This is a genomic window from Flavobacterium frigidimaris, from assembly GCF_002217275.1.
Taxonomy (GTDB): domain Bacteria; phylum Bacteroidota; class Bacteroidia; order Flavobacteriales; family Flavobacteriaceae; genus Flavobacterium; species Flavobacterium aquidurense.
The window spans coordinates 30,950-51,634 of record NZ_MUGV01000026.1 but is presented as its reverse complement, the minus strand read 5'-3'; the positions used below and the strand labels follow the sequence as shown (position 1 = coordinate 51,634).

23 protein-coding genes are annotated in these 20,685 nt (G+C 33.3%); 12 read left to right on the top strand and 11 right to left on the bottom strand.

Annotated elements, in window-relative coordinates; translation table 11 throughout:
- Positions 1–64: 64 nt before the first annotated feature.
- Positions 65–1,450: an MATE family efflux transporter gene (locus B0A65_RS15915; RefSeq protein WP_074659169.1), complete on the bottom strand. Its 1,386-nt coding sequence runs from the start codon at positions 1,448–1,450 to the stop codon at positions 65–67.
- A 247-nt stretch (positions 1,451–1,697) separates the two neighbouring features.
- Between B0A65_RS15915 and B0A65_RS15910 the strand changes: the two genes are divergently transcribed.
- A complete protein-coding gene (locus tag B0A65_RS15910) occupies positions 1,698–2,243 on the top strand; it encodes a hypothetical protein (protein ID WP_074659170.1) in 546 nt (181 codons plus the stop codon).
- A gap of 186 nt (positions 2,244–2,429) precedes the next feature.
- On the opposite strand, the gene B0A65_RS15905 is transcribed toward B0A65_RS15910, so the two are convergent.
- Positions 2,430–3,305, bottom strand: coding sequence for a PPK2 family polyphosphate kinase (locus B0A65_RS15905; protein WP_074659171.1), 876 nt, complete (start codon positions 3,303–3,305; stop codon positions 2,430–2,432).
- A gap of 123 nt (positions 3,306–3,428) precedes the next feature.
- Here B0A65_RS15905 and B0A65_RS15900 point away from each other — a divergent pair, with 123 nt between their 5' ends.
- From B0A65_RS15900 to B0A65_RS15855, 10 genes are all read left to right on the top strand, one after another.
- The gene (locus B0A65_RS15900) at positions 3,429–4,265 is read left to right on the top strand and encodes a DUF6929 family protein (protein WP_074659172.1); all 837 of its coding nucleotides are present in this window, start codon (positions 3,429–3,431) and stop codon (positions 4,263–4,265) included.
- A gap of 9 nt (positions 4,266–4,274) precedes the next feature.
- Complete coding sequence (locus B0A65_RS15895; protein WP_074659173.1) at positions 4,275–4,787, top strand: hypothetical protein; 513 nt, start codon at positions 4,275–4,277, stop codon at positions 4,785–4,787.
- Positions 4,788–4,804: 17 nt separating this feature from the next.
- Positions 4,805–5,269: a hypothetical protein gene (locus B0A65_RS15890; protein ID WP_074659174.1), complete on the top strand. Its 465-nt coding sequence runs from the start codon at positions 4,805–4,807 to the stop codon at positions 5,267–5,269.
- 526 nt (positions 5,270–5,795) lie between these two features.
- Positions 5,796–6,296, top strand: a complete 501-nt coding sequence (locus B0A65_RS15885; RefSeq protein WP_074659175.1) for an RNA polymerase sigma factor — start codon at positions 5,796–5,798, stop codon at positions 6,294–6,296.
- 2 nt (positions 6,297–6,298) lie between these two features.
- On the top strand, positions 6,299–7,267 hold the full coding sequence (locus B0A65_RS15880) for a hypothetical protein (protein ID WP_074659176.1): 969 nt from the start codon (positions 6,299–6,301) through the stop codon (positions 7,265–7,267).
- A 77-nt stretch (positions 7,268–7,344) separates the two neighbouring features.
- On the top strand, positions 7,345–7,770 hold the full coding sequence (locus B0A65_RS23665) for a TonB-dependent receptor plug domain-containing protein (protein ID WP_074659177.1): 426 nt from the start codon (positions 7,345–7,347) through the stop codon (positions 7,768–7,770).
- Between the two features lie 119 nt (positions 7,771–7,889).
- Positions 7,890–8,477, top strand: coding sequence for a phospholipid scramblase-related protein (locus tag B0A65_RS15870; protein WP_074659178.1), 588 nt, complete (start codon positions 7,890–7,892; stop codon positions 8,475–8,477).
- Between the two features lie 111 nt (positions 8,478–8,588).
- Positions 8,589–9,305, top strand: a complete 717-nt coding sequence (locus B0A65_RS15865; protein ID WP_074659179.1) for a 3-ketoacyl-ACP reductase — start codon at positions 8,589–8,591, stop codon at positions 9,303–9,305.
- A gap of 234 nt (positions 9,306–9,539) precedes the next feature.
- Positions 9,540–10,049, top strand: coding sequence for a hypothetical protein (locus tag B0A65_RS15860; protein ID WP_074659245.1), 510 nt, complete (start codon positions 9,540–9,542; stop codon positions 10,047–10,049).
- Position 10,050: 1 nt separating this feature from the next.
- Positions 10,051–10,668, top strand: a complete 618-nt coding sequence (locus B0A65_RS15855) for a hypothetical protein (RefSeq protein ID WP_074659180.1) — start codon at positions 10,051–10,053, stop codon at positions 10,666–10,668.
- Between the two features lie 84 nt (positions 10,669–10,752).
- Here B0A65_RS15855 and mtaB read toward each other — a convergent pair whose 3' ends face one another.
- Positions 10,753–12,087: a tRNA (N(6)-L-threonylcarbamoyladenosine(37)-C(2))-methylthiotransferase MtaB gene (gene mtaB, locus B0A65_RS15850; RefSeq protein WP_074659181.1), complete on the bottom strand. Its 1,335-nt coding sequence runs from the start codon at positions 12,085–12,087 to the stop codon at positions 10,753–10,755.
- 490 nt (positions 12,088–12,577) lie between these two features.
- Here mtaB and B0A65_RS15845 point away from each other — a divergent pair, with 490 nt between their 5' ends.
- Positions 12,578–13,099: a hypothetical protein gene (locus tag B0A65_RS15845; protein ID WP_074659182.1), complete on the top strand. Its 522-nt coding sequence runs from the start codon at positions 12,578–12,580 to the stop codon at positions 13,097–13,099.
- A gap of 99 nt (positions 13,100–13,198) precedes the next feature.
- Here B0A65_RS15845 and B0A65_RS15840 read toward each other — a convergent pair whose 3' ends face one another.
- From B0A65_RS15840 to dnaJ, 8 genes are all read right to left on the bottom strand, one after another.
- Entirely contained in the window at positions 13,199–13,729 is a 531-nt protein-coding gene (locus tag B0A65_RS15840; protein WP_074659183.1) for a GNAT family N-acetyltransferase, read from the bottom strand.
- A complete protein-coding gene (locus B0A65_RS15835; protein WP_074659184.1) occupies positions 13,713–14,540 on the bottom strand; it encodes a Cof-type HAD-IIB family hydrolase in 828 nt (275 codons plus the stop codon). The genes B0A65_RS15840 and B0A65_RS15835 overlap by 17 nt, the downstream gene beginning before the upstream one ends.
- 128 nt (positions 14,541–14,668) lie before the next feature.
- Complete coding sequence (locus tag B0A65_RS15830; RefSeq protein WP_074659185.1) at positions 14,669–14,887, bottom strand: putative signal transducing protein; 219 nt, start codon at positions 14,885–14,887, stop codon at positions 14,669–14,671.
- A gap of 89 nt (positions 14,888–14,976) precedes the next feature.
- The gene (locus B0A65_RS15825) at positions 14,977–15,642 is read right to left on the bottom strand and encodes a DEAD/DEAH box helicase (RefSeq protein ID WP_074659186.1); all 666 of its coding nucleotides are present in this window, start codon (positions 15,640–15,642) and stop codon (positions 14,977–14,979) included.
- Positions 15,643–15,736: 94 nt separating this feature from the next.
- Positions 15,737–16,900, bottom strand: a complete 1,164-nt coding sequence (locus B0A65_RS15820) for a sigma-54-dependent transcriptional regulator (protein ID WP_074659187.1) — start codon at positions 16,898–16,900, stop codon at positions 15,737–15,739.
- A gap of 106 nt (positions 16,901–17,006) precedes the next feature.
- Positions 17,007–18,323 carry an ABC transporter permease gene (locus B0A65_RS15815; protein WP_074659188.1) on the bottom strand — a complete coding sequence of 439 codons (1,317 nt, stop codon included), beginning with the start codon at positions 18,321–18,323 and terminating at the stop codon, positions 17,007–17,009.
- A gap of 83 nt (positions 18,324–18,406) precedes the next feature.
- Positions 18,407–19,336 carry an ABC transporter ATP-binding protein gene (locus tag B0A65_RS15810; RefSeq protein WP_074659246.1) on the bottom strand — a complete coding sequence of 310 codons (930 nt, stop codon included), beginning with the start codon at positions 19,334–19,336 and terminating at the stop codon, positions 18,407–18,409.
- A gap of 163 nt (positions 19,337–19,499) precedes the next feature.
- Complete coding sequence (gene dnaJ, locus B0A65_RS15805; protein WP_074659189.1) at positions 19,500–20,609, bottom strand: molecular chaperone DnaJ; 1,110 nt, start codon at positions 20,607–20,609, stop codon at positions 19,500–19,502.
- Positions 20,610–20,685 lie beyond the last annotated feature (76 nt).

The following is a 20,685-nucleotide window of genomic DNA, read 5'->3' as shown; positions in this document are numbered from 1 at the left end:
AAATTAAAAGTTGACAATAATCTTTTTAATCGGTTAAATCTGGGGCTGTTTTATTTTTTCAAATTTAACTATTTGAAACTGAATTATTGATTAATTTTTTGGTTAAGTAATGAAAACGAATGTACAGAAATATAGCTGCCGAAGTCAAACCTGCTAAAAGTCCAATCCATACGCCCTCTGCTTTCCATGGCGTATATTCTGCGAGATAATACGAGATCGGAAAACCAATTACCCAGTAAGCAACAAAAGTAATATACATTGGAATTTTTACATCCTGTAAACCGCGGAGCGCTCCAAGAACCACCACTTGTATTCCATCAGAAATTTGAAAAATAGCCGCTATCAAAAGTAATTTTGACGCAATAGTAATTACTTCATTATTATCCAGCAATTGTCCTCCATTTTCCATATTCAAAAAGATGTAAGGCAAATAATTATGAAACGCAACAAACAGAATCGCAAAAATGGTTTCAAGTACTATTGCAAGTAAAAAAATAGAACGGGCAACAACCAACAATTTTTTAAAATCCTGTAAACCTCTTTGATTGCTGACTCTAATCATTGAAGTTACACTTAATCCCATAGCAAACATAAAAGTCATTGACGCCAGACTCAACGCAATTTGATTGGCTGCCTGACTGGTTTTACCAATATTTCCACAAAGCCAGATGGAAGCTGTAAACAACACAACTTCAAAAAGCATTTGCATAGCGGACGGAAAACCAATACTTATTATTTTTTTTATAGTTTCTTTTTTAATTTCCTGAAAACTAAAATCCTTAAAAAAGCGCTTTAAATCATTTCTTCTTGACAGCATAATATGCATGAACATTACTAAAAAGATCCTTGAAATTACTGTTCCTAAAGCTGCACCGATGATTCCCATTTTTGGAAAAATCCAAATACCATAAATCAGCATATAATTAATACCTACGTGCAATACATTTGCCATAATCATAGCGTACATCGAATACTTTGTCATCGACATTCCGTCAGCAAATTGTTTATATCCCTGATATATGATTAGTGGGATTAATGAAAAAGCAACCCAATCAAGATAAGGTTTTGCTAATGCAATAACATCGGCTGGTTGATGAAGTAATTCCATTATTGGCTTTGCCAGAACAATTACGCCAAAAAGCATTAATCCTAAAATAGTACATAAGAATAGGCCATGATGAAAAGCAGAGCGAACTTTAGTATCATTCTTTTCGGCATCACCTTCGGCTACAATTGGCGTAATGGCTGTAGAAAAACCAATTCCCAGAGACATTGCTATAAAAATCATGCTGTTTCCAAGAGAAACAGCTGCAAGTTCTGTACTTCCTAACTTCCCTACCATTATATTATCGACAATACCTATTAGAGTATGTCCCACCATTCCCAAAATTACGGGATAAGCTAGCTTTAAATTATATGAAAACTCTTTTGTATACTGCGCTAAGTTCAATTCTTTTCTTTTTAAGTCGGCAAAGATAATCAGAAGCTTTGGATTCTCTTGTATTATTGAAAAAGATAAGCCAATATTAAAAATTCAAAAAAAAGCCAAGTTCCAAATTCCAAAATTTAATAGTAAGAAATAGGAAAAAAACACACCCGTTTGAAAATTATATAACAATTTCGGAAAATTATATAACGACTAAAAAAGACCTCACTGCTACTTTTACATTATTAATAATTCAAAAAAAAATGCCTTTATGATCTCAAGAAATCTGAAATTTATCTGCCTAGCTGCTATAGCTTTTTTATCTGCCAACACAACTTTCGCCCAAGATACTGCAACTGCAAAACCAGAAGGTGAAATTAAAAATTACGATCAGGGTTTTAGATTGGGATTTGGTTTAAACGGAGGTTTACCAACTGACAATGCTTACGATTGGTCTCTTGGAGGAGATGTTCGTTTACAATATGATTTGTCTAAAAGAACATCGTTGACATTGACCACAGGTTTTACAAACTTATTCATGGGGAAAGATGACAATGGAGTTGATCAAAAAGACCTTGGATTTATTCCTGCAAAAGCGGGTTTTAAAGCCTTCATTTGGGAAGATCAATTTTATGTTTTAGGTGAAGTGGGTGCAGGTTTTGCCGTTACAAACGGATATAACGACACTACTTTTTTATGGGCTCCAGGAATTGGGTACGCTAACAAATATATCGACATTAGTGTTCGATACGAAGACTACAACAAATTCAAAACCAATCAGGTAGCTTTACGTCTTGCCTACGGATTTGATTTATAAAAATACGTTCATTTATTCTTTTGTTTTTGGTATGAACCCGACAGATCCTCATAGTCTGTCGGGTTTTGTTGTTTATATAAAGTCCAGACATAATAAATAAACCCGACAAGTTTCAAAAACCAATCGGGTTCAATACAGTAAAAAAATTATCTAATTTTCTAATCGTCACATTATCTAATTAGCTAATTAAGCTCCTAATTCCTTTTTATACATTTCGATATTGGCTTTAATCTTATCGTCAAGTTCTGGTTCTTTAATATCCGTATGTTTTTGCATTTCTTCCCAGATAATTTTTGCCACTATATAACGCGCCATTTCTTTATCATCTGCCGGAATCACATACCACGGAGCATAATCTGTCGAAGTCTTATTGATCGCTTCTTCATAATATTTTTGATATTCTTTCCAATGTTCACGTTCTTTTAAATCACCAGGCGAAAATTTCCAATGGTGTTTTTCTTCTTCCAAACGGCGAAGCAAACGTTCCCTTTGTTCCTCCTTGCTCAGATGCAAATAGAATTTCATTACAATCGTTCCGTTTTGCGAAATATGCTTTTCAAAATTATTGATTTGCTCAATTCTGTTTTCCCAAAATTGAGGCGTAATATCTTTAACCGAATTTATTCCTGGTAAATTCTCTCCCAAAATATATTCGGGATGCACGCGTGTTACCAAAACATTCTCGTAATGCGTTCTGTTAAAAATCGCAAACTTTCCTTTTTCTGGTAGTGCAATATAATGTCTCCACAAATAATCGTGTTCCAACTCAGTCGAATTAGGTGTTTTAAAGCTGTGCACCACAACCCCACGCGGATTAAATTCCTTAAAAACTTCTCTAATTAAACTATCTTTTCCTGAAGTATCCATACCCTGCAGGCAAATCAAAACACCGTATCTATTGTGCGAGTACATAACATCCTGCAAGTCGCTCAGTTTTGCCTGAACTTTATCCAGTTTTTTTTCTTTAGTCTCTTCATCTGCGTCAATATCAAGCAAAGTCGGAATCTTTGATAACTTTATTTTTTTTACAACTTTAAAATCATTCGGATCTATAGATTTCATATATCTTTCATTTTTATAATTATAAATATACTAATTTTACGAATCCCGATAGCTATCGGGACTGCTCATTGCAATACTTTTTCATTACTATCAGGGCTCATATCTTTTTCAAAACAACATTCAATGGAGAAATTTACATTAGAAATATTATTTCAAATCATCGGAATCGGATCAGCATCAGGATTATTCTTTAATAACAATTCACTTTATATCATTGGCGATAACAGCGGATTTTTATACGAATACAATATGCAGGATCAGCAATTGAGTCATCATCCTTTAATTGACAATCCGTCACAAAACATTCCAAAAAACATAAAACCCGATTTCGAATCGGTAACACATCATAATGATACTTTATATGTTTTTGGTTCGGGTTCTACAGACAAACGAAACAAAATGATTGCCTTCGATCTTAAGTCGAAAACCATCTTACAGAAAAATGATTTAGTTGATTTATATGCCTTAATGCAAAGTTTCGGCGAAATAAAACCAGAAGACTTCAATTTGGAAGGCGCAATTTTCGATGGCGAAAATTGGTATTTATTCAATCGTGGCAATGGAATATCAAACAAAAATACCATTTTCACCATTCACGCTAAAAGCCTGGGCGAAGCATTTGCTTTGGTGGCAACCAATTATAAGCTACCAAAAATTAAAGGCGTTCGTTCCAGTTTCACCGATGCTATTTTGGTCGAAGATAAAATCTATTTCTTATCAACTGCGGAAGACACCAAATCGACTTATGATGACGGCGAAATTTTAGGAAGTTTCATTGGAAGAATAGATCTTAAAACCATGAAAATCGATTTTACTCAAAAAATCACTTCAACTAATAAATTTGAAGGATTGACTTTTTACAAAAAATCAAATGATAAAATTGAGTTTTTGCTTTGTGAAGATAATGATACGGAATTATTGGAAACTAAGATTTTTAAATTGAGTTTGCCAGTTAAGTAAATTATCCAAATGAAAAAGATAATTATTTTCAGTTTATTTCTGTTAGTTCCAATATGTTTAATTGCTCAGACCACAATAACAGAATCTTTAGTAAAAAAAATATTAAAAGAGAGCATTGTCAAAAAGAAAAATGGTCGTTTCACAATGTCTTCAGATCAATCCTGGAACTTTAGTAATACCGATAGTTTATATTATAAACAAGATACAATAAATGCTATTTATTACAAATCTGGCAAGCATAAAAGTCATTGTGAATCAATTATCTGGACTTTTTATCGCAAAAATGCATTCATATTAGGTAGCGAATCTTTATGCAAGGAGCCTGCTACCAGATCAGTGACAATATACCCGCAAGATTATTTTACAATTGCAATTTATAAAGTTGAAGATGAAATAATGATCGACTTTTTTGACCAAAACAAAATTATTGTCGAGTCATTTAAAATTTTAGAGATAAACAATAATAATGATTACGATGAAATCATATTAAAACGTAGATTTAAACCTCAGTTTGCCAACTAAGTACTAATGAACTTTATATGAGAAAAATAATTATTTCAATATTACTAATCTTCACTCTTTTAGTTGGAGGCTATTTTTTTTATGATTTTAAAATAAACAAACCAAAAAAGGAATATTATAAAACTCTATCACCAAAAGATTTAGATCCAAAATCTTTTATTACTCTCTTTACAGAGAGATATAATAAGAGGCTAACAAATTTTGTAACACTGGGTGGAGAATTTCCTGAAAATTGGGTAAAACCAAATGATATCCAATATTTAATCTCAATTATGCATTCTAAACAAAAATGCTGCGGCTACATGAATATTTTCTCTTCGTACATCTCAAATGATAATGCTGAAGTTGGAGGTTTTGCCATAATTTTTCTTAATTCTTATATTTCTCAAACAAAAATAAATTTAGGCTTAAATTGTAATCCTAAAACAGATCCTGATTCAATTAAACAAATTGAAATGTGGTATCAGGAACAAACTAATTGACCTCATTTTATGTCATTCCGAGGAACGAGGAATCTCCGCAAGAAACTCCGCAGACAAAATCGCCAATCTTTGTCGAGCTACTTGCGGAGATTCCTCGTTCCTCGGAATGACAAGATCACGCGAAACAAAAGTTTACACTACTTGTAATTCTGTAAAGAAGATAATATAAAGAGCAAAGCAGTGCGTCTCACACAATGAATTTCCGTTGCCATAAACATTCCACATAAAACATATTTCACTTTGTGCAATTTTGCGAATCCTTTGCGAATCTTTGTGTAATAGCTTTACCACAGAGATTCACAAAGAAAGCACAGAGCAATGCAAAGATTTAGGAGAAAATTATTCTAATTATAACGTAGAAGCACTGCTGTGCGCCTCTACACAATAAAAAACGTATATTTAAATAAATAAACGCCATTTCTAAACTTTTTTTCATCGCCTTCCCAACCTTTTTATCTATTAAGCTCTCTTTAGTATAAAGACAACAATTGTGATAAACGAAACCATCATTTCTAACTGCAAAAAAATGCATCGTGAGGCTCAGCGTCAGGTGTATGAGCATATGGCTCCAAAATTGTATCGCGTTTGCAAACGATACCTAAAGAAGGAAGAAGAAATTGAAGAAGCTATGGCTGACGCTTTCTATACTATTTTCACAAAACTGGAACAACTTAAAGAACCAAAAGCGTTTGAAGCTTGGGCGCGAAAAATAACCGTCAATCACTGTTTGGCAACAATCAAGAAAAATACCAATTTCAATATGTATCTTGATGATGTCAAATTGCTGTCACAACCTTTTACAGATGAAATCAATTCTCTTGAAGAAGAAGATTTACTCAATTTACTAAACCATATTCCGGACGGCTGTAAAACTGTTTTTAACCTTTTTGTTATTGAAGGTTTTGGGCACAAAGAAATTGCAGCGGTGCTTAACATTTCTGAAGGCACATCAAAATCACAGTTGAATGCAGCTAAAACCAAGCTGAAGGAATTAGTAAACAAATTGTATTATCAAAAAGCAAAGTAGTCATGGACAATCAAGATAAAATATTCGATAAATTTAAAGAAGCCGCCCACAACTCGGAACAAAAAGAGTTTCCGGGAATGGAAAAAGTCTGGGCACGTGTTGAAGAAAAACTGGACAAAAAAGAAGACAAAAAAGCGATTTCGCTATGGAAAAAAATTGCCATCGCTGCTTCTCTTTTATTACTAATTTCTTTAGGGGTACAATTTTTTAAATCAGATCAAAAAACTACAATTCCGGCTTCAGAAGTTGTAGTAAATGAAACGGAGAAAGAAGTGATTCAGAATTCAGAAATTAAAAAAGATGGAGTTGTCGTTGAAGATTCAAAACTAGTTCCGAAAGCGGAAGCTGTCAAAATTTTAGACAACCAAATAAAAAAACAGCAAACTACGGTTGCCAACAATGAGCAAATTACAGTTACAGAAGCTGTTGGCGCCGGAACCGTCATTTCTGCACCTGTTTACGAAGAAGCAAACGCACCAATTTCAGAATCTGTTCATTCAGGTTATGTTAATGACGACGAAAATTCAGTTGCAAAAGATAAAGTTGCTGATTTCGGTTATTCAAAAAAGGCAGAAAGAGAAGCTTTTTCAGCAAAAGCAGCCGGACAACAAGCTGAACAAGCTAAAAAAACAACCCCTTTGGTTATCTTAAACGGAAAAGCAATGTCTCATAGCAACGATGCAAAAAGAGATGAAATGATGCAGGCAGAATTACCAAATCTACAACCGGAAAACGTAGAATCATTAGTGGTTTTAGACGAACCCTTATATATTATTGATGGCGTCTATTATTCAGAAAATGATTTATTCGGAGATAATCCAACTAGCCCATACGCTCCTTTAAACAAACAGGAAATCAAAACCATTACTATTCTCCAGGATACTGAAGCCGTTGCAAAATATGGCGAAAAAGGAAAAAAAGGTGTTGTAATTATTACGACAAAAACCGGAAAACCTTCCAGCAAAAAATAATCTTACCAAGAGATCTTTGTCAAAGTTTAAAACTTTGACAAAGATTAATTCCAATATTCATTTTAAAAATCACTTTTATGAAAAATGTAAAAATTATTTCATTGGGCATTGCTATGCTTATATGTTTCATAACTCATGCACAGGAAAAAACAAATGTTGAAAAGAATTCTTCGCAAACAGAAATAAAATCTACCTCTTTTACTAAATCAAAAGATACAACTACTAATGTAAAACTTTCACTGAATTACGTTCAACCTGCAACTCCGACAACCCGAATCGTAATATGTGCACCTTCACGATCTCGAATTATTGAACCTCTGTATATTATCGATGGTGTTGCAATAAATTCTAAAGAGTTTTCTGTAATCAATCCAAACGATATTCAGGAGATAAAAGTTTTAAAAGATGCTGAAGCTACTTCGGCTTATGGCAATCAAGGCAGAAATGGAGTTATTATTATTACGACAAAAAAGAAGCACAATCAAAACAATAATGAGGAATAAAATTGATTTAAACCTTTACTTCAGTACTAATATTAACCAATATTTATTTACATTTGGTTTCCTTTTGAAAAATCTTTCAAAAATTATTCTAGTACAAAATCAATTTCAAACAAAATTTCATGAACCCTATTTTAAATCAGAATTTATTTCTTGTAAAAGAACACATTGGAATGTTTAAGGCCGCTAATAATTATGATATTTACAATCCCGAGAGCAATCAGCTTATAATGAATTGCAGAGAAAACAATTTGGGATTTTTTACCAAAATGTTACGCTTTACAGAATACAAAAGAATGACGCCCTTTAATATCGAAATCACATCGGCTTCTGGTGAGAAAATAATTGCTGTAAAACGCGGTATTGCGTGGTTTCGTTCGACTGTTGAAGTTTTTGATGAGAAAGATCGTTTAATTGGAACTTTTAAACAAAGATTACTTTCTATTGGAGGAAAATTTGAGATTTTAGACAAAAATGAAAAACCCGTTGCGACACTTCAGGGAAAATGGACGGGTTGGGATTTTAAATTCAGCTATGAAAACAAACAATTGGCGCAAGTAAATAAAAAATGGGCCGGAATGGGCAAAGAGTTTTTTACCAGTGCTGATAATTATGTTTTACAGATAGAAGAAACTGTACCCCAAGACAGTCCGCTTAGACAATTAATCCTTGCGGCGGTAATGTGTATCGATATGGTTCTGAAAGAATAAAAAAGTTGTTAAACTTAGATTAAGAAAACATTTAAAGCATTATTTTAGGAAGCAAAAACTGTATTTTTGTGTTACTAAAATGATGCTTTCTGCATTTCTAAAAATACTACCATGACAGACTTAAAAAATAAAAATGCCCTAATTACGGGAGCCGGAAAAGGAATCGGAAAAGCTATTGCGCTTGCTTTGGCCAAAGAAGGTGTAAATGTAATTTTAATTTCAAGAACACAAAACGACATTGATCAACTGGCAGACGAAGCATCTAATTTAGGCGTAAAATCATTGGCTTTAGCGGCAGACGTTTCAGATATAAATTCGATAAACAATGCAGTAGAAAAGGCACTAACAAAATTTAAAATGATAGACATTTTAATTAACAGCGCCGGAATCGCTTCTTTTGGAAAATTCATGGAATTGGAACCAGCAGCCTGGGAAAAAATCATTCAGGTGAATTTAATGGGAACCTATTATACAACCCGCGCCGTTATTCCAAATATGATCGAGAGACAAACGGGTGATATTATTAATATTTCGTCAACTGCAGGACTTGCAGGAAATGCATTAACGAGTGCTTACAGCGCTTCAAAATTTGCAGTTTTAGGTTTGACAGATTCTCTAATGCAGGAAATGAGAAAACACAATATTCGTGTTTCCGCATTAATTCCAAGTACGGTAGCGACTGACATGGCAAAAGATTTAAACTTAACAGATGGTAACCCTGAAAAAGTAATGCAGTCTGAAGATATTGCCGAATTATTGATTGCTCAACTTAAATTAAGCCGAAGAGTTTTTATTAAAAATAGCAGTATTTGGTCTACAAATCCTTAATTTTAAAAATAAATTCCAATATTAAAATTCCAAATTCCAACTCTTATACGAGTAGAATTTAAAAAATTGGAATATAAAAACTATCGTACTTTAATCTTTATGAAAGTTTAAAACTTTCGCTAAGATCTAATAGCCTAAAAAATAAAAATTTTAATATTTAAATTCCCTATTTAAAATACTGATTGATTTGGAATTTGGAATTTAAAAAATTGGAATTTTACTAAAACTAAAATGATGGAACAATATTTAAGACAATTAATTGCAATAGAATTCACCGATAAAAAAGAAATTTTTACTGGATTCCTTATTGATTATTCTGATGATTGGATTCTTTTGAGAAACAATCCGGTTGATTATATACTGGATGGTTTTGTGATTCTGAAAAATAAAAATATAGAAGCAATTCACAGAGATCAGGATCTTGCCTTCACGGAAAAAGTGATCCGTTTAAAAGGTTTAAAAACAAATGCCGAAGATATTATTCCAATCAAAGATTTAGCCACGATTGTGAATTTCTTAACCAATAAATATGGCATTTTTCAGATTTCAAAAAAATCGGCTAAATCGGCTTACTTAGGAAAACTACTTACTTTAAATGATGAAGAATTAACTATTGATTTCCTGGACACAAGAGGTCAGTTTGGAGGTGAATTAAGTTTTAATCCTGAAAAAATCAGAGTTATTGAATTTGATACGGATTATATCAATTCTTTGAAGTTGGTATTGGAGCAAGAAATAAAGTAGCATGAATAAAATTATCTATTCCACGATTGTTTCTTTTTTTGTTTTTTCTTGTAATACAAAGATCAATAATGAAATTACTGCATCTCCTACTACAAAAAGAATTGATACTTCAAAAAGCCAAATAAAATCTATTCAAAAGGAAAAAACGAACCGAATTTTAATTGGGACTAAAATAGATGGCGATTTTGATGGCGATGGTAAAGATGAATTTGCAATTATTAACCAGACAAAACAAGGGGAAGGAAATCCTGTTGAAAATGGAACTCCGGATGAATATACAATCTTTTTTAGTAATAAGACATTAAAGCCAATCATTATTGGGTGTTGTGCAGCTCAATTAATAAATGAGGGCGATTTAAATCAGGACGGTAAAGAAGATTTTTCAGTTTATCAGGCTCCAATGAATGGGACTGTTTATGAAATGAAAACCTATTCACTTCAAAATTCAAATTGGAAACAAATCATAGAAACTTTTTTGATACCAACGGCGCATAAAGAATTGAATAATGAAGAGCTACAAAAGAGAGTTTTTCTTGAGAACAATACAATGTATATCCTTAAAGAGGATCCCAATGATGAAAATTATAAATTGATTAAGAAAAAGATTAAATTAAATTAAAAACAGCAAAGCCCTTTAAAAAGGGCTTTGCTGTTTTTATAAACTTTAGAAATATAAACCATTTTACATTTCACAAATATCATTTTACACTTCTGCTAATTTATTTAAAAACTCTAAACGAACACTTCCGTCTTCATCGATTTTTGTCAAATTAATCTCTTGAAGCGTATTAATCAATTCCGGATTCCATGGTGTTTTTACTTTTACGTAGTTTTCAGTAAAACCATGAATGTATCCTTCTTTATTTTCACTTTCAAAAAGAACCGTTCTGTTAGTTCCTAATTGGCTTTCGTAAAAAGCACGACGCTTTTTAACAGATAAACCTCGAAGCATTTTGCTTCGTTTTGCACGAACATTTGCAGGAACAACTCCTGACATATTAGCGGCTTCAGTATTATCTCTTTCAGAATACGTAAATACGTGTAAATACGAAATGTCCATTTCATTCAAGAAGTGATAGGTTTCTAAAAAGTGCTCATCTGTTTCCCCTGGAAAACCAACAATAACATCAACACCTATACAAGCGTGCGGCATTACTTCACGGATCTTATTTACACGTTCTGTATAAACTTCACGTAAATAACGACGTTTCATTAACTTCAAAATAGCATTGCTTCCTGACTGTAACGGAATATGAAAATGCGGTACAAAAGTGCGGCTTTTAGAAACGAATTCAATTGTTTCGTTTTTCAACAAATTAGGTTCGATTGAAGAAATTCTCAAACGTTCAATTCCCTCAACTTTGTCTAAAGCCTGAACCAAATCAAGAAAAGTATGTTCGTGTTTTTTATTTCCGAATTCTCCTTTTCCGTAATCACCAATATTTACTCCGGTCAAAACAATTTCTCTGATGTTTTGAGCTGAGATTTCTTTAGCATTTTGCAAAACATTTTCAAGAGCATCACTTCGTGAAATTCCTCTTGCTAACGGAATTGTACAATATGTACATTTATAATCACAACCATCCTGAACTTTTAAGAAAGCACGAGTTCTGTCTCCAATAGAATAACTTCCAACATAAAAATCAGCTTCAGCAATTTCACACGAGTGTACTTCACCCATATCGTTTTTACTTAAGTCATGAATATAATCCGTTATTTTAAATTTCTCTGTAGCACCCAAAACCAAATCAACGCCATCAACAGCTGCTAATTCTTCCGGTTTTAATTGCGCATAACAACCAACGGCAGCCACAAAAGCCTTTTCATTGAGTTTCATTGCTTTCTTCACAACCTGCTTAAATTGTTTATCTGCATTCTCTGTAACCGAACAGGTATTGATAACATAGATGTCTGCAACTTCTTCAAAATCGACACGATCGAAACCTTCATCATTGAAGTTTCTGGCGATTGTAGAAGTCTCTGAAAAGTTCAGTTTGCAACCAAGCGTATAAAAAGCAACTTTTTTTCTGTTTTCCATAGGAATAGACTACGTTTTAAGTAGTAAGATATTATATTTACATCTCTTTTGAAGAGTTTGCAAATTTACGTACAATATTCTTTAAAATAAAATCAATAATACACTATATATCAACATTTTGCACGGAACCTATATTTTGAATCAGTCTGAAAAACAGCAATCCGTACAAAGTATATTTTGAAAACAAGATAATTGTAGAAATACAAAAAAGAATTTCAATAAGAATAAATTGACAAAATATCGATTAAATGCAAATATTATCGATTAAATACATTTTTTTAAGATTAAAATTGAAATTTTCTTACATTTAACTTTGTTTAGAAAATTTTTAGAAGTATTTTCACTTCATTAAAAAAAACTAAATTATTTTATAAACAAATTACGCATAACAATTTTGTTTTTTACTCGTTATGTTGTTGTTTTGTTATAATAAAAAATGGGCAGGCCGAAAACCAGAAAGAGTAGGCAAAAATTATAAATTAAATTCTATATGAAAGCATTTTTACCCACAATCTGCTTGATGATCTTAACCGCTTTTAGTTCGCAAGCGCAAACTAGTACTCCGGCTGCAGCTAATCCTTTTCCATCGATTAGCACTTTAACAACTTGGGCGAGTTTAAACTCTCAGTCACAATTTGATATTGCTATTCGTGCGGTTGGATTTAAATTTGAAGTAAAAGAGCCAGGTGAAGGTTCAACTGCTTATACTTATATTCGTAAAGTGACTGTAAATGAAGTAAATTATACTGATAGAATTGTTTATAGAATTACAAACAACAATTCAGCAAGTATTATTTCTTTAGTTACTGCTTCTACAGATTTAGTAAGTTTGTACACACCACAATTGGCAACTTTCAAAAACAACAACTGTAAAACAGAAATGTCTAAAGACAAAAACACAACTTGCAGCTGTTATGAAAGTGTAAATTTTGCAATCGATCTTTGCGACGAACGTGTAAAATTAACTATGGGTGATGGAAATAAATATTTTGTTTCTGTAGCTAAAAAATAATACCAAAAAATTCAGAGAATAAAAACGACGAGTTGTTTTCCAAATCTTTGCAAACCTTAATGAGGTAAGTTTACAAAGATTTGGGACGCATTTCTCTGGTTAAACCAAATTTGGGTTTTTCAATTCATACCAAACTTCGAATTCTCCTTCGTATTCAAATGAATTAATGTAACGCAGACCGAGTTTTTCGAGAATTTTTCTTGAATTTTCATTTCCTTCATCTGCGTACGCATAAAGTGCGTCTGCTTTCAATTCGTTAAAAGCATAATCTACAAAGACTTTTCCTGCTTCGGTAGCGTATCCTTTTCCCCAATGCTTCTCTATAAAACGATATCCAATTTCATAAAAATCTTTATGATTATTGATTTCATTGGTAATAAATTTTATACCGGACCATCCTAAAAATTCATTAGTTTCTTTTAGAATAACAGCCCAACGGCCTGTTCCAAAATCTTTGTATTGTTGTTGAACATTTTCAATATAACCAATACTTTCTTCAATACTTTTTACTGGTTTCTTACCAACAAAGAGATGCACATTCGGATTAGAATCCAATTCAAACATACCATCAACATCTGACATTTGTAATTCTCTTAGAAGCAAACGTTCTGTTTCAATTGACTTCTTCATGAACATAATTATTTAAGATATATTTCTGAACAACTTCAGCAACACCATCATCGTTATTTGATGCTACAATTACATTAGCCCTGTCACGCAATTCAGGTGTCACATTATCAACCCAAACACCTAAACCCGCATATTCAATCATGGTTAAATCATTGCCTGCGTTTCCGACAGCAATAATTTCGCTTTGATGAATATTTAGCTTCTCTGCTAAGATTTTTATACTTGCTGCTTTATCGATTCCGTTTTGAGCTGCTTCAAGAAAAAATGGTTTTGACATGGCAATACTTAAATGAGGCATTGCTAATTTTAAATCTTGCTCTAATCCTTTTAAATATGAAGGTTCAGCCAATAAAATACATTTTACTGCAGGTTTAGTAACGGCATCTTTAAAACTGGGAACTTTAATATGAGTTAAGCCCGTTATCTCTTTTTCGATTTCAATATACTCAGAATCTGTTTCACTTATAATTTCATTATCCAGGTAGGTTATAATGTGTGTTTTCATTTTCACACTATAATCGTATAAGTCATGGATTTGTTCTACAGTCAACTTTTGTTCAAATAAAACTAAATCATCTTTTACCGTACTAATTATAGCACCATTAAAGGAAATAATATAAGAATCGTTTAAATCCAATTCGAGTTCTTTTGCATAAGCTGTCATGGCAGATGTTGGACGGCCAGAAGCCAAAACCACATAAACACCTTTTGCCTGCGCTTCAAGAAGTACTTTTTTATTTAATTCCGAAATTTTATGATCGTCTGTCAACAAGGTATCATCCATGTCGAGTACCAGCATTTTGTATTGCATATTTTTTTAGTTTTCAGTCGCAGTCTCAGTTGACAGTATTATAACTGTTAACTGAGACTGATTACTTTTTCTACTTTATACCAATCTGTTTTCTGTACTGAGACTGAAAACTAAGACTGAAGACTTTCCTAAATACTCATTCTGAATTCTTCAATCACTGGGTTTGCCTTCGCAAAATCAGTTTCCTGAATAAATACCTCAACAGCTAAATCAGTTTGTCCAAAACCTCCCAAACGCGCCGATTGAATATTGTCTTTTTTTGTAGTTTCTACTCCCGCTTGTTCTAATCTTTCCTGTAAAGCAATTGCTAAAACTTCACTTCCTGAAAACACTTTCATTAATCCCATGACATTTTATTTTTTATATATTTTACTATCTTGTTTCTATAGTACCGTTTTTTATTCCAATACTGTACACCGTGACTGAAACTGAAAACTTATTCCTCCTCTTCAATTCCGTCCTCTTCTTCGTCCAACTCTTCTTCTCCTTCTTCATCCATATCGAAGAAATAAGGTTCAAACAGGAATTTATCGGCCAAAATCTCGATACGTTCTGTCAATATTTCAGCAAAAATAATACGTTGCGTTTTGGCAATACTGTTTGAAATACGCATGATTTTAGTCTCATTACGCAATCTCAAAATCGGGTCTGCATCATCTAAAATTAACATTTTTAAACGGTTTACATTGTAACCGGCAGTGGTAAACATATCACTCAGTTTGTTTGGCGTTCCAATTAAAACATCAACTCCTGTTGAGATATAGTTTTTATCGTAGTCCATATCGCCTTTGTCATGAACTCCGTAAACTTCAAGATTGGTATATTTTCCGTATTTCTCAAAAAGGGCTTCCATCGCCAATACTTTTTCCTTGTCTTCTACAATAATCAAAGCACGTGGAGACTCTTCTGTATGACCCACTAATTGCTGAATTACATTTATTACAATTGTTGTCGACTTTCCAGTTCCTTTTGGAGAGACAATCATACAATCTGCACCACTTTTTATGGTTGAAAAAGTTTCCATCTGCAATATATTTGCTTCTGTTAAACCATTTTCAATTAAGGCATCTTGTAACTTCTCGTTTATTTTTTTTAGTTTCATTCTTAATGATTAAAAGATTGAAAAATTGAAAAATTGAAAATTTCAGCTCAGGCCAAATCTTTAAATTTTTAAATTATTCAATCATTAAATTAATTTATTTACTGGCAAACATTTTTACATCGGTTTCAGAAATTTCTGTTCCTCCTAAAATAATCAATCTTTCGACTACATTTCGAAGTTCACGGATATTTCCTGTCCAATCGTATTCCTGTAATAATTTTATGGCTGGTTGTGAAAACACTTTCACTACATTTCCTTGTTCCGAAGCAATTTTCTCTGCAAAGTGTCTTATCAAAGCCGGAATATCGTCACGTCTTTCATTCAATGGCGGCACTTTAATCAAAATTACAGCCAGACGATGGTATAAATCTTCACGGAAACGACCTTCGGCAATTTCTGTTTTTAAATCTTTATTGGTCGCTGCCACTACACGAACGTCAACTTTAATATCTTTCTCAGCACCAACTCTTGTAATCATGCTTTCTTGTAAAGCACGTAACACTTTGGCTTGCGCCGAAAGACTCATGTCTCCAATTTCATCTAAGAAAATAGTTCCTTTGTCAGCTGCTTCAAATTTCCCGGCACGGTCTTTAACCGCTGATGTAAAAGCACCTTTAACGTGACCAAACAATTCACTTTCAATTAATTCACTCGGAATTGCAGCACAGTTTACTTCGATTAAAGGAAAATTAGCGCGTTCGCTTTTTTCATGTAATTGATGTGCCACTAATTCTTTTCCGGTTCCGTTTGGACCCGTTATCAAAACTCTGGCTTCGGTTTGTGCCACTTTATCAATCATTAATTTAATATGACTGATCGCTTCACTCTCCCCTACCATTTCGTAGTTTTTACTCACTTTTTTCTTTAGAATTTTATTCTCAACTACCAGTTGTTTTTTATCTAAAGCATTACGAACCGTATTCAATAAACGATTTAAATCTGGCGGTTTTGAAATATAATCAAAAGCCCCCAAACGCATCGTATGAATAGCAGTTTCCATATCGCCGTGACCGGAAATCATAACCATCGGAATTTCCGGTTTTATCTTTTTTACTTCTTCCAAAACCTCAACACCGTCCATCTTTGGCATTTTGATATCACACAAAACCAAATCGTAATCGTTGTTTTTTATTTTGTCAAGTCCCACAACCCCATCTTCAGCTTCATCAACCTGATAGGTATCATTTTCTTCTGATAAAATCTTTACCAAAACACGTCTGATCGCTGCTTCGTCTTCAATAATTAGTATTTTACTCATTTTTTTGAGGTTCTAAGGTTCTGAGATGCTAAGGTTCTAAGGTTTTTAATGAGTAAGCTAAGAAATCTTAGAACCTCAGAACCTTAGCAACTTAGCACCTTTAAAATTAATATTTAAGCCATCTATAAAGCTCCTTCCAGGTTGGTTTTTTACCATACATCAAAATACCAACGCGGTAAATTTTTGCGGCGAACCATACTACAAGGAAAAAGGTAGCAAACAATAATGATACCGAAATCGCAATTTGCCACCACGGCACGCCAAACGGAATACGCATTAACATAACAATTGGTGACGTTAACGGAATCATTGAAAATACTACCGCTACGGTTCCGTGTGGATCATTTACTACTGTAAAGAATCCTATGTAAACGCTTAAAATAAGCGGCATAATAATAGGCAAAAGAAATTGTTGCGAATCAGTCTGATTATCTACCGCTGCTCCAATTGCGGCATAAAACGAACTGTACAAAAAGTATCCTCCGACAAAATAAACCACAAAACTAATTAGAATACTGGCGATTGGTAAATTCCATAATTCGCTGATATACATTTGTGCCTTTCCTGACATTTCATGTTGTGCAGCATTCACTAATTCTGGTGGAATTTTAGCTGTTGGTCCTACATTTACGCCAAAAAAGGCCGAAGCTGCAAACATCAATCCAAGTCCAATAATAGCCCAAATCATAAATTGCAATATTCCTGCAAGCGAAGTTCCAACAATTTTACCAATCATTAATTGAAATGGTTTTACTGATGAAATTATAATTTCAATAATTCGGTTTGTTTTTTCTTCGATTACACTTCTCATTACCATGTTTCCATAAATGATAATGAACATCATAATCAAATATCCGAAAGCACCACCAATTCCTATTTTTATTTCATTTAATCCTTTCAAACTTTCTTCTCCGGATGCTTTTGACAAATGAATATTTACATCAGCCTGTGCTTTTTTAATTGCCGAAGTATCCAGTTTTGCTTTTTCTAAATTTAGTTTCGTGATTTTTTCTGCAATAACATCTTGTGTGTTTTCAATAAAAGTGATGCTTGGACTATTGTTCGAAACAAACTCAATTTTACTTTCTAAATCTTTTAAATTATCCGTTTTTGGAATAATAATCAGACCGCTAAAATCTTCTTTTGTAATACTGTCCTTTAAAGCTTTTACATCAATTTCAGATAAATTCAAGTATTTAAACTCTCCGTCTTTCTTATTTTGTTTCAAAAAATCATTGGCAAACAAACCTGTTTCATCATGAATCGCAATTCGTTTGGTTTCAGCCTTCATCGAACTCAAATACCCAATAAACACCGCAATTGCTACAAACAAAAGCGGACTCAAAAAAGTCATGACAACAAAAGACTTATTGCGAACTTTTGCAATAAATTCTCTTTTTATAATCAGCGAAATGATGCTCATTCTTAATTTTAGATTTTAGATTGTTGATTTTAGATTGTCGATCTAGATTTTAGCTCTTCACTCTAAAATCTGAAATCTGAAATCTAAACTTTATTTTCAGTAACCGTTTGAATAAATATATCGTTTACACTCGGAATTTTTTCTACAAAATGTGTCACCTGTCCGCGTTGCGTTAAAATATACAATAACTCATTTGGCGCAGCATCTCCAATTTGGATGTTTAATTTCAAATCATCATTTAGTGATTTAAAATTGGCTGGCGAAACCGTAAACTTCTGTGTGATGTCATACATTAAACCTTCAACATTGCTGGTCAGGATTCCAACTTCGAAACTATTGGTTTTAAACTGACGTTTTACATCGCTCAGTTTTCCTTCAATTAATTTATTCGATTTGTGAATTAAAGCAATATGATCGCAAAGTTCTTCTACACTTTCCATTCGGTGTGTCGAAAAAATAATCGTTGCACCCTGTTCTTTCAATGCCAGAATTTCATCTTTAATAATATTCGCATTAACCGGGTCAAAACCAGAAAAGGGCTCGTCAAAAATCAGCAATTTAGGCTTATGCAAAACACAAACCACAAACTGAATTTTTTGCGCCATTCCTTTTGAAAGCTCCTGAATCTTTTTGTTCCACCAACCCTGAATTCCTAAACGATCGAACCAATATTCTAATTGTACTTTTGCCTCCGCTTTAGAAAGTCCTTTCATCTGCGCCAAATACAAACATTGCTCACCCACTTTCATAGAAGTATACAAACCTCTTTCTTCAGGCAAATAACCAATAGTCTGGACATGTTTAGGCTGTAATTTTTCTCCATCTAAAATAACCTCACCGCTGTCTGGCAATGTAATTTGATTGATGATTCGGATAAGGGAAGTTTTTCCAGCTCCATTCGGACCTAATAATCCGTAAATACTACCTTTTGGCACATTTAATGAAACTTCGTTAAGCGCTACATAATCACCGTATTGTTTTACGACTTTATGTACTTCGAGTAAGTTGCTCATGCGATTTTTTAGATTTTCTTTAGTCAATTTGACCATTGTGGCTTTGCGCCTGTAAAAGTAAATAATTCACAGCTAATCTGAGTACTAATACGCAAAAAACCCATTCTAAATTTATGTTAGAATGGGTTTTATATTGATTTAAACATTTCTGAAAAAGTTTAGCTTATGAAAACATATCTTTTACTTTTTCAAAAAATGATTTTTCTGATTTTTCAGGACTCGGAACAAAGTGTTCGTCGTTCAAAGCATTTTCAAAAAATTGTTTTTGCTCTTTGTTCAGCGTTTTTGGTGTCCATACATTTACGTGAACCAGTAAATCTCCGCTTCCGTAACCGTTAATACTTGGAATACCTTTTCCTTTTAATCTTAATATTTTACCAGATTGAATTCCTTCTTCCAGTTTAATACGAACTTTTCCGTTGATTGCTTCGATATCTTTAGAAACACCTAAAACAGCCTCTGGAAAACTAATATATAAATCAAAGTGAATATTTTCACCTTCACGTTTCAAAAATTCGTGTTCTAACTCTTCAATTGCAACAATCAAATCACCCGGAACGCTATTTCCCGGAGCATCATTTCCTTTATTAGAAACTTTCAACTGCATCCCGTCAACAACTCCTGCCGGAATTTTGATCGAAACCGTTTCGTCTTCCAGAATCATTCCCTGAGCATCAGCTTCAGAAGGTCTTTTATCTAAAATCTGTCCAGAACCACCACAAGTAGGACAAGTAGATGCAGATTGCATTCTTCCTAAAATAGTATTGGTAACACGCATTACCTGCCCCTGACCGTTACAAGTCGAACACGTTTTATACGTTACACCTTTTGCCTGAACTTTACGTTTTACTTTTACTTTTTTCTCAACTCCATTTGCAATTTCTTCTAAAGTCAATTTAACTTTAATTCGAAGATTGCTTCCTTTAGCGCGACGAGGACCGCCTCCGCCTCCACCGAAACCGCCAAATCCTCCACCAAAAATATCACCAAACTGGCTGAAAATGTCATCCATATTCATACCACCGTGGCCACCACCAAATCCGCCAGAACCATCAAATGCCTGATGTCCATACTGATCGTATTTTGCTTTTTTGCCAGGATCACTTAAAACTTCGTAAGCTTCTGCCGCCAATTTGAAGTTTTCTTCTGCCTCTTTGTCGCCTGGATTTTTATCCGGGTGATATTTCAACGCACTTTTTCGGTAAGCTTTTTTTATTTCGGCAGCGTCAGCATTTTTTGAAATGCCTAGTATTTCGTAAAAATCTTTTTTCATAATTTAGGTTAAATTCCAAAATATAAACTCCAAATTCCAATTCTTAAAATTGACTTTCAGAATGTATTAATTGTAT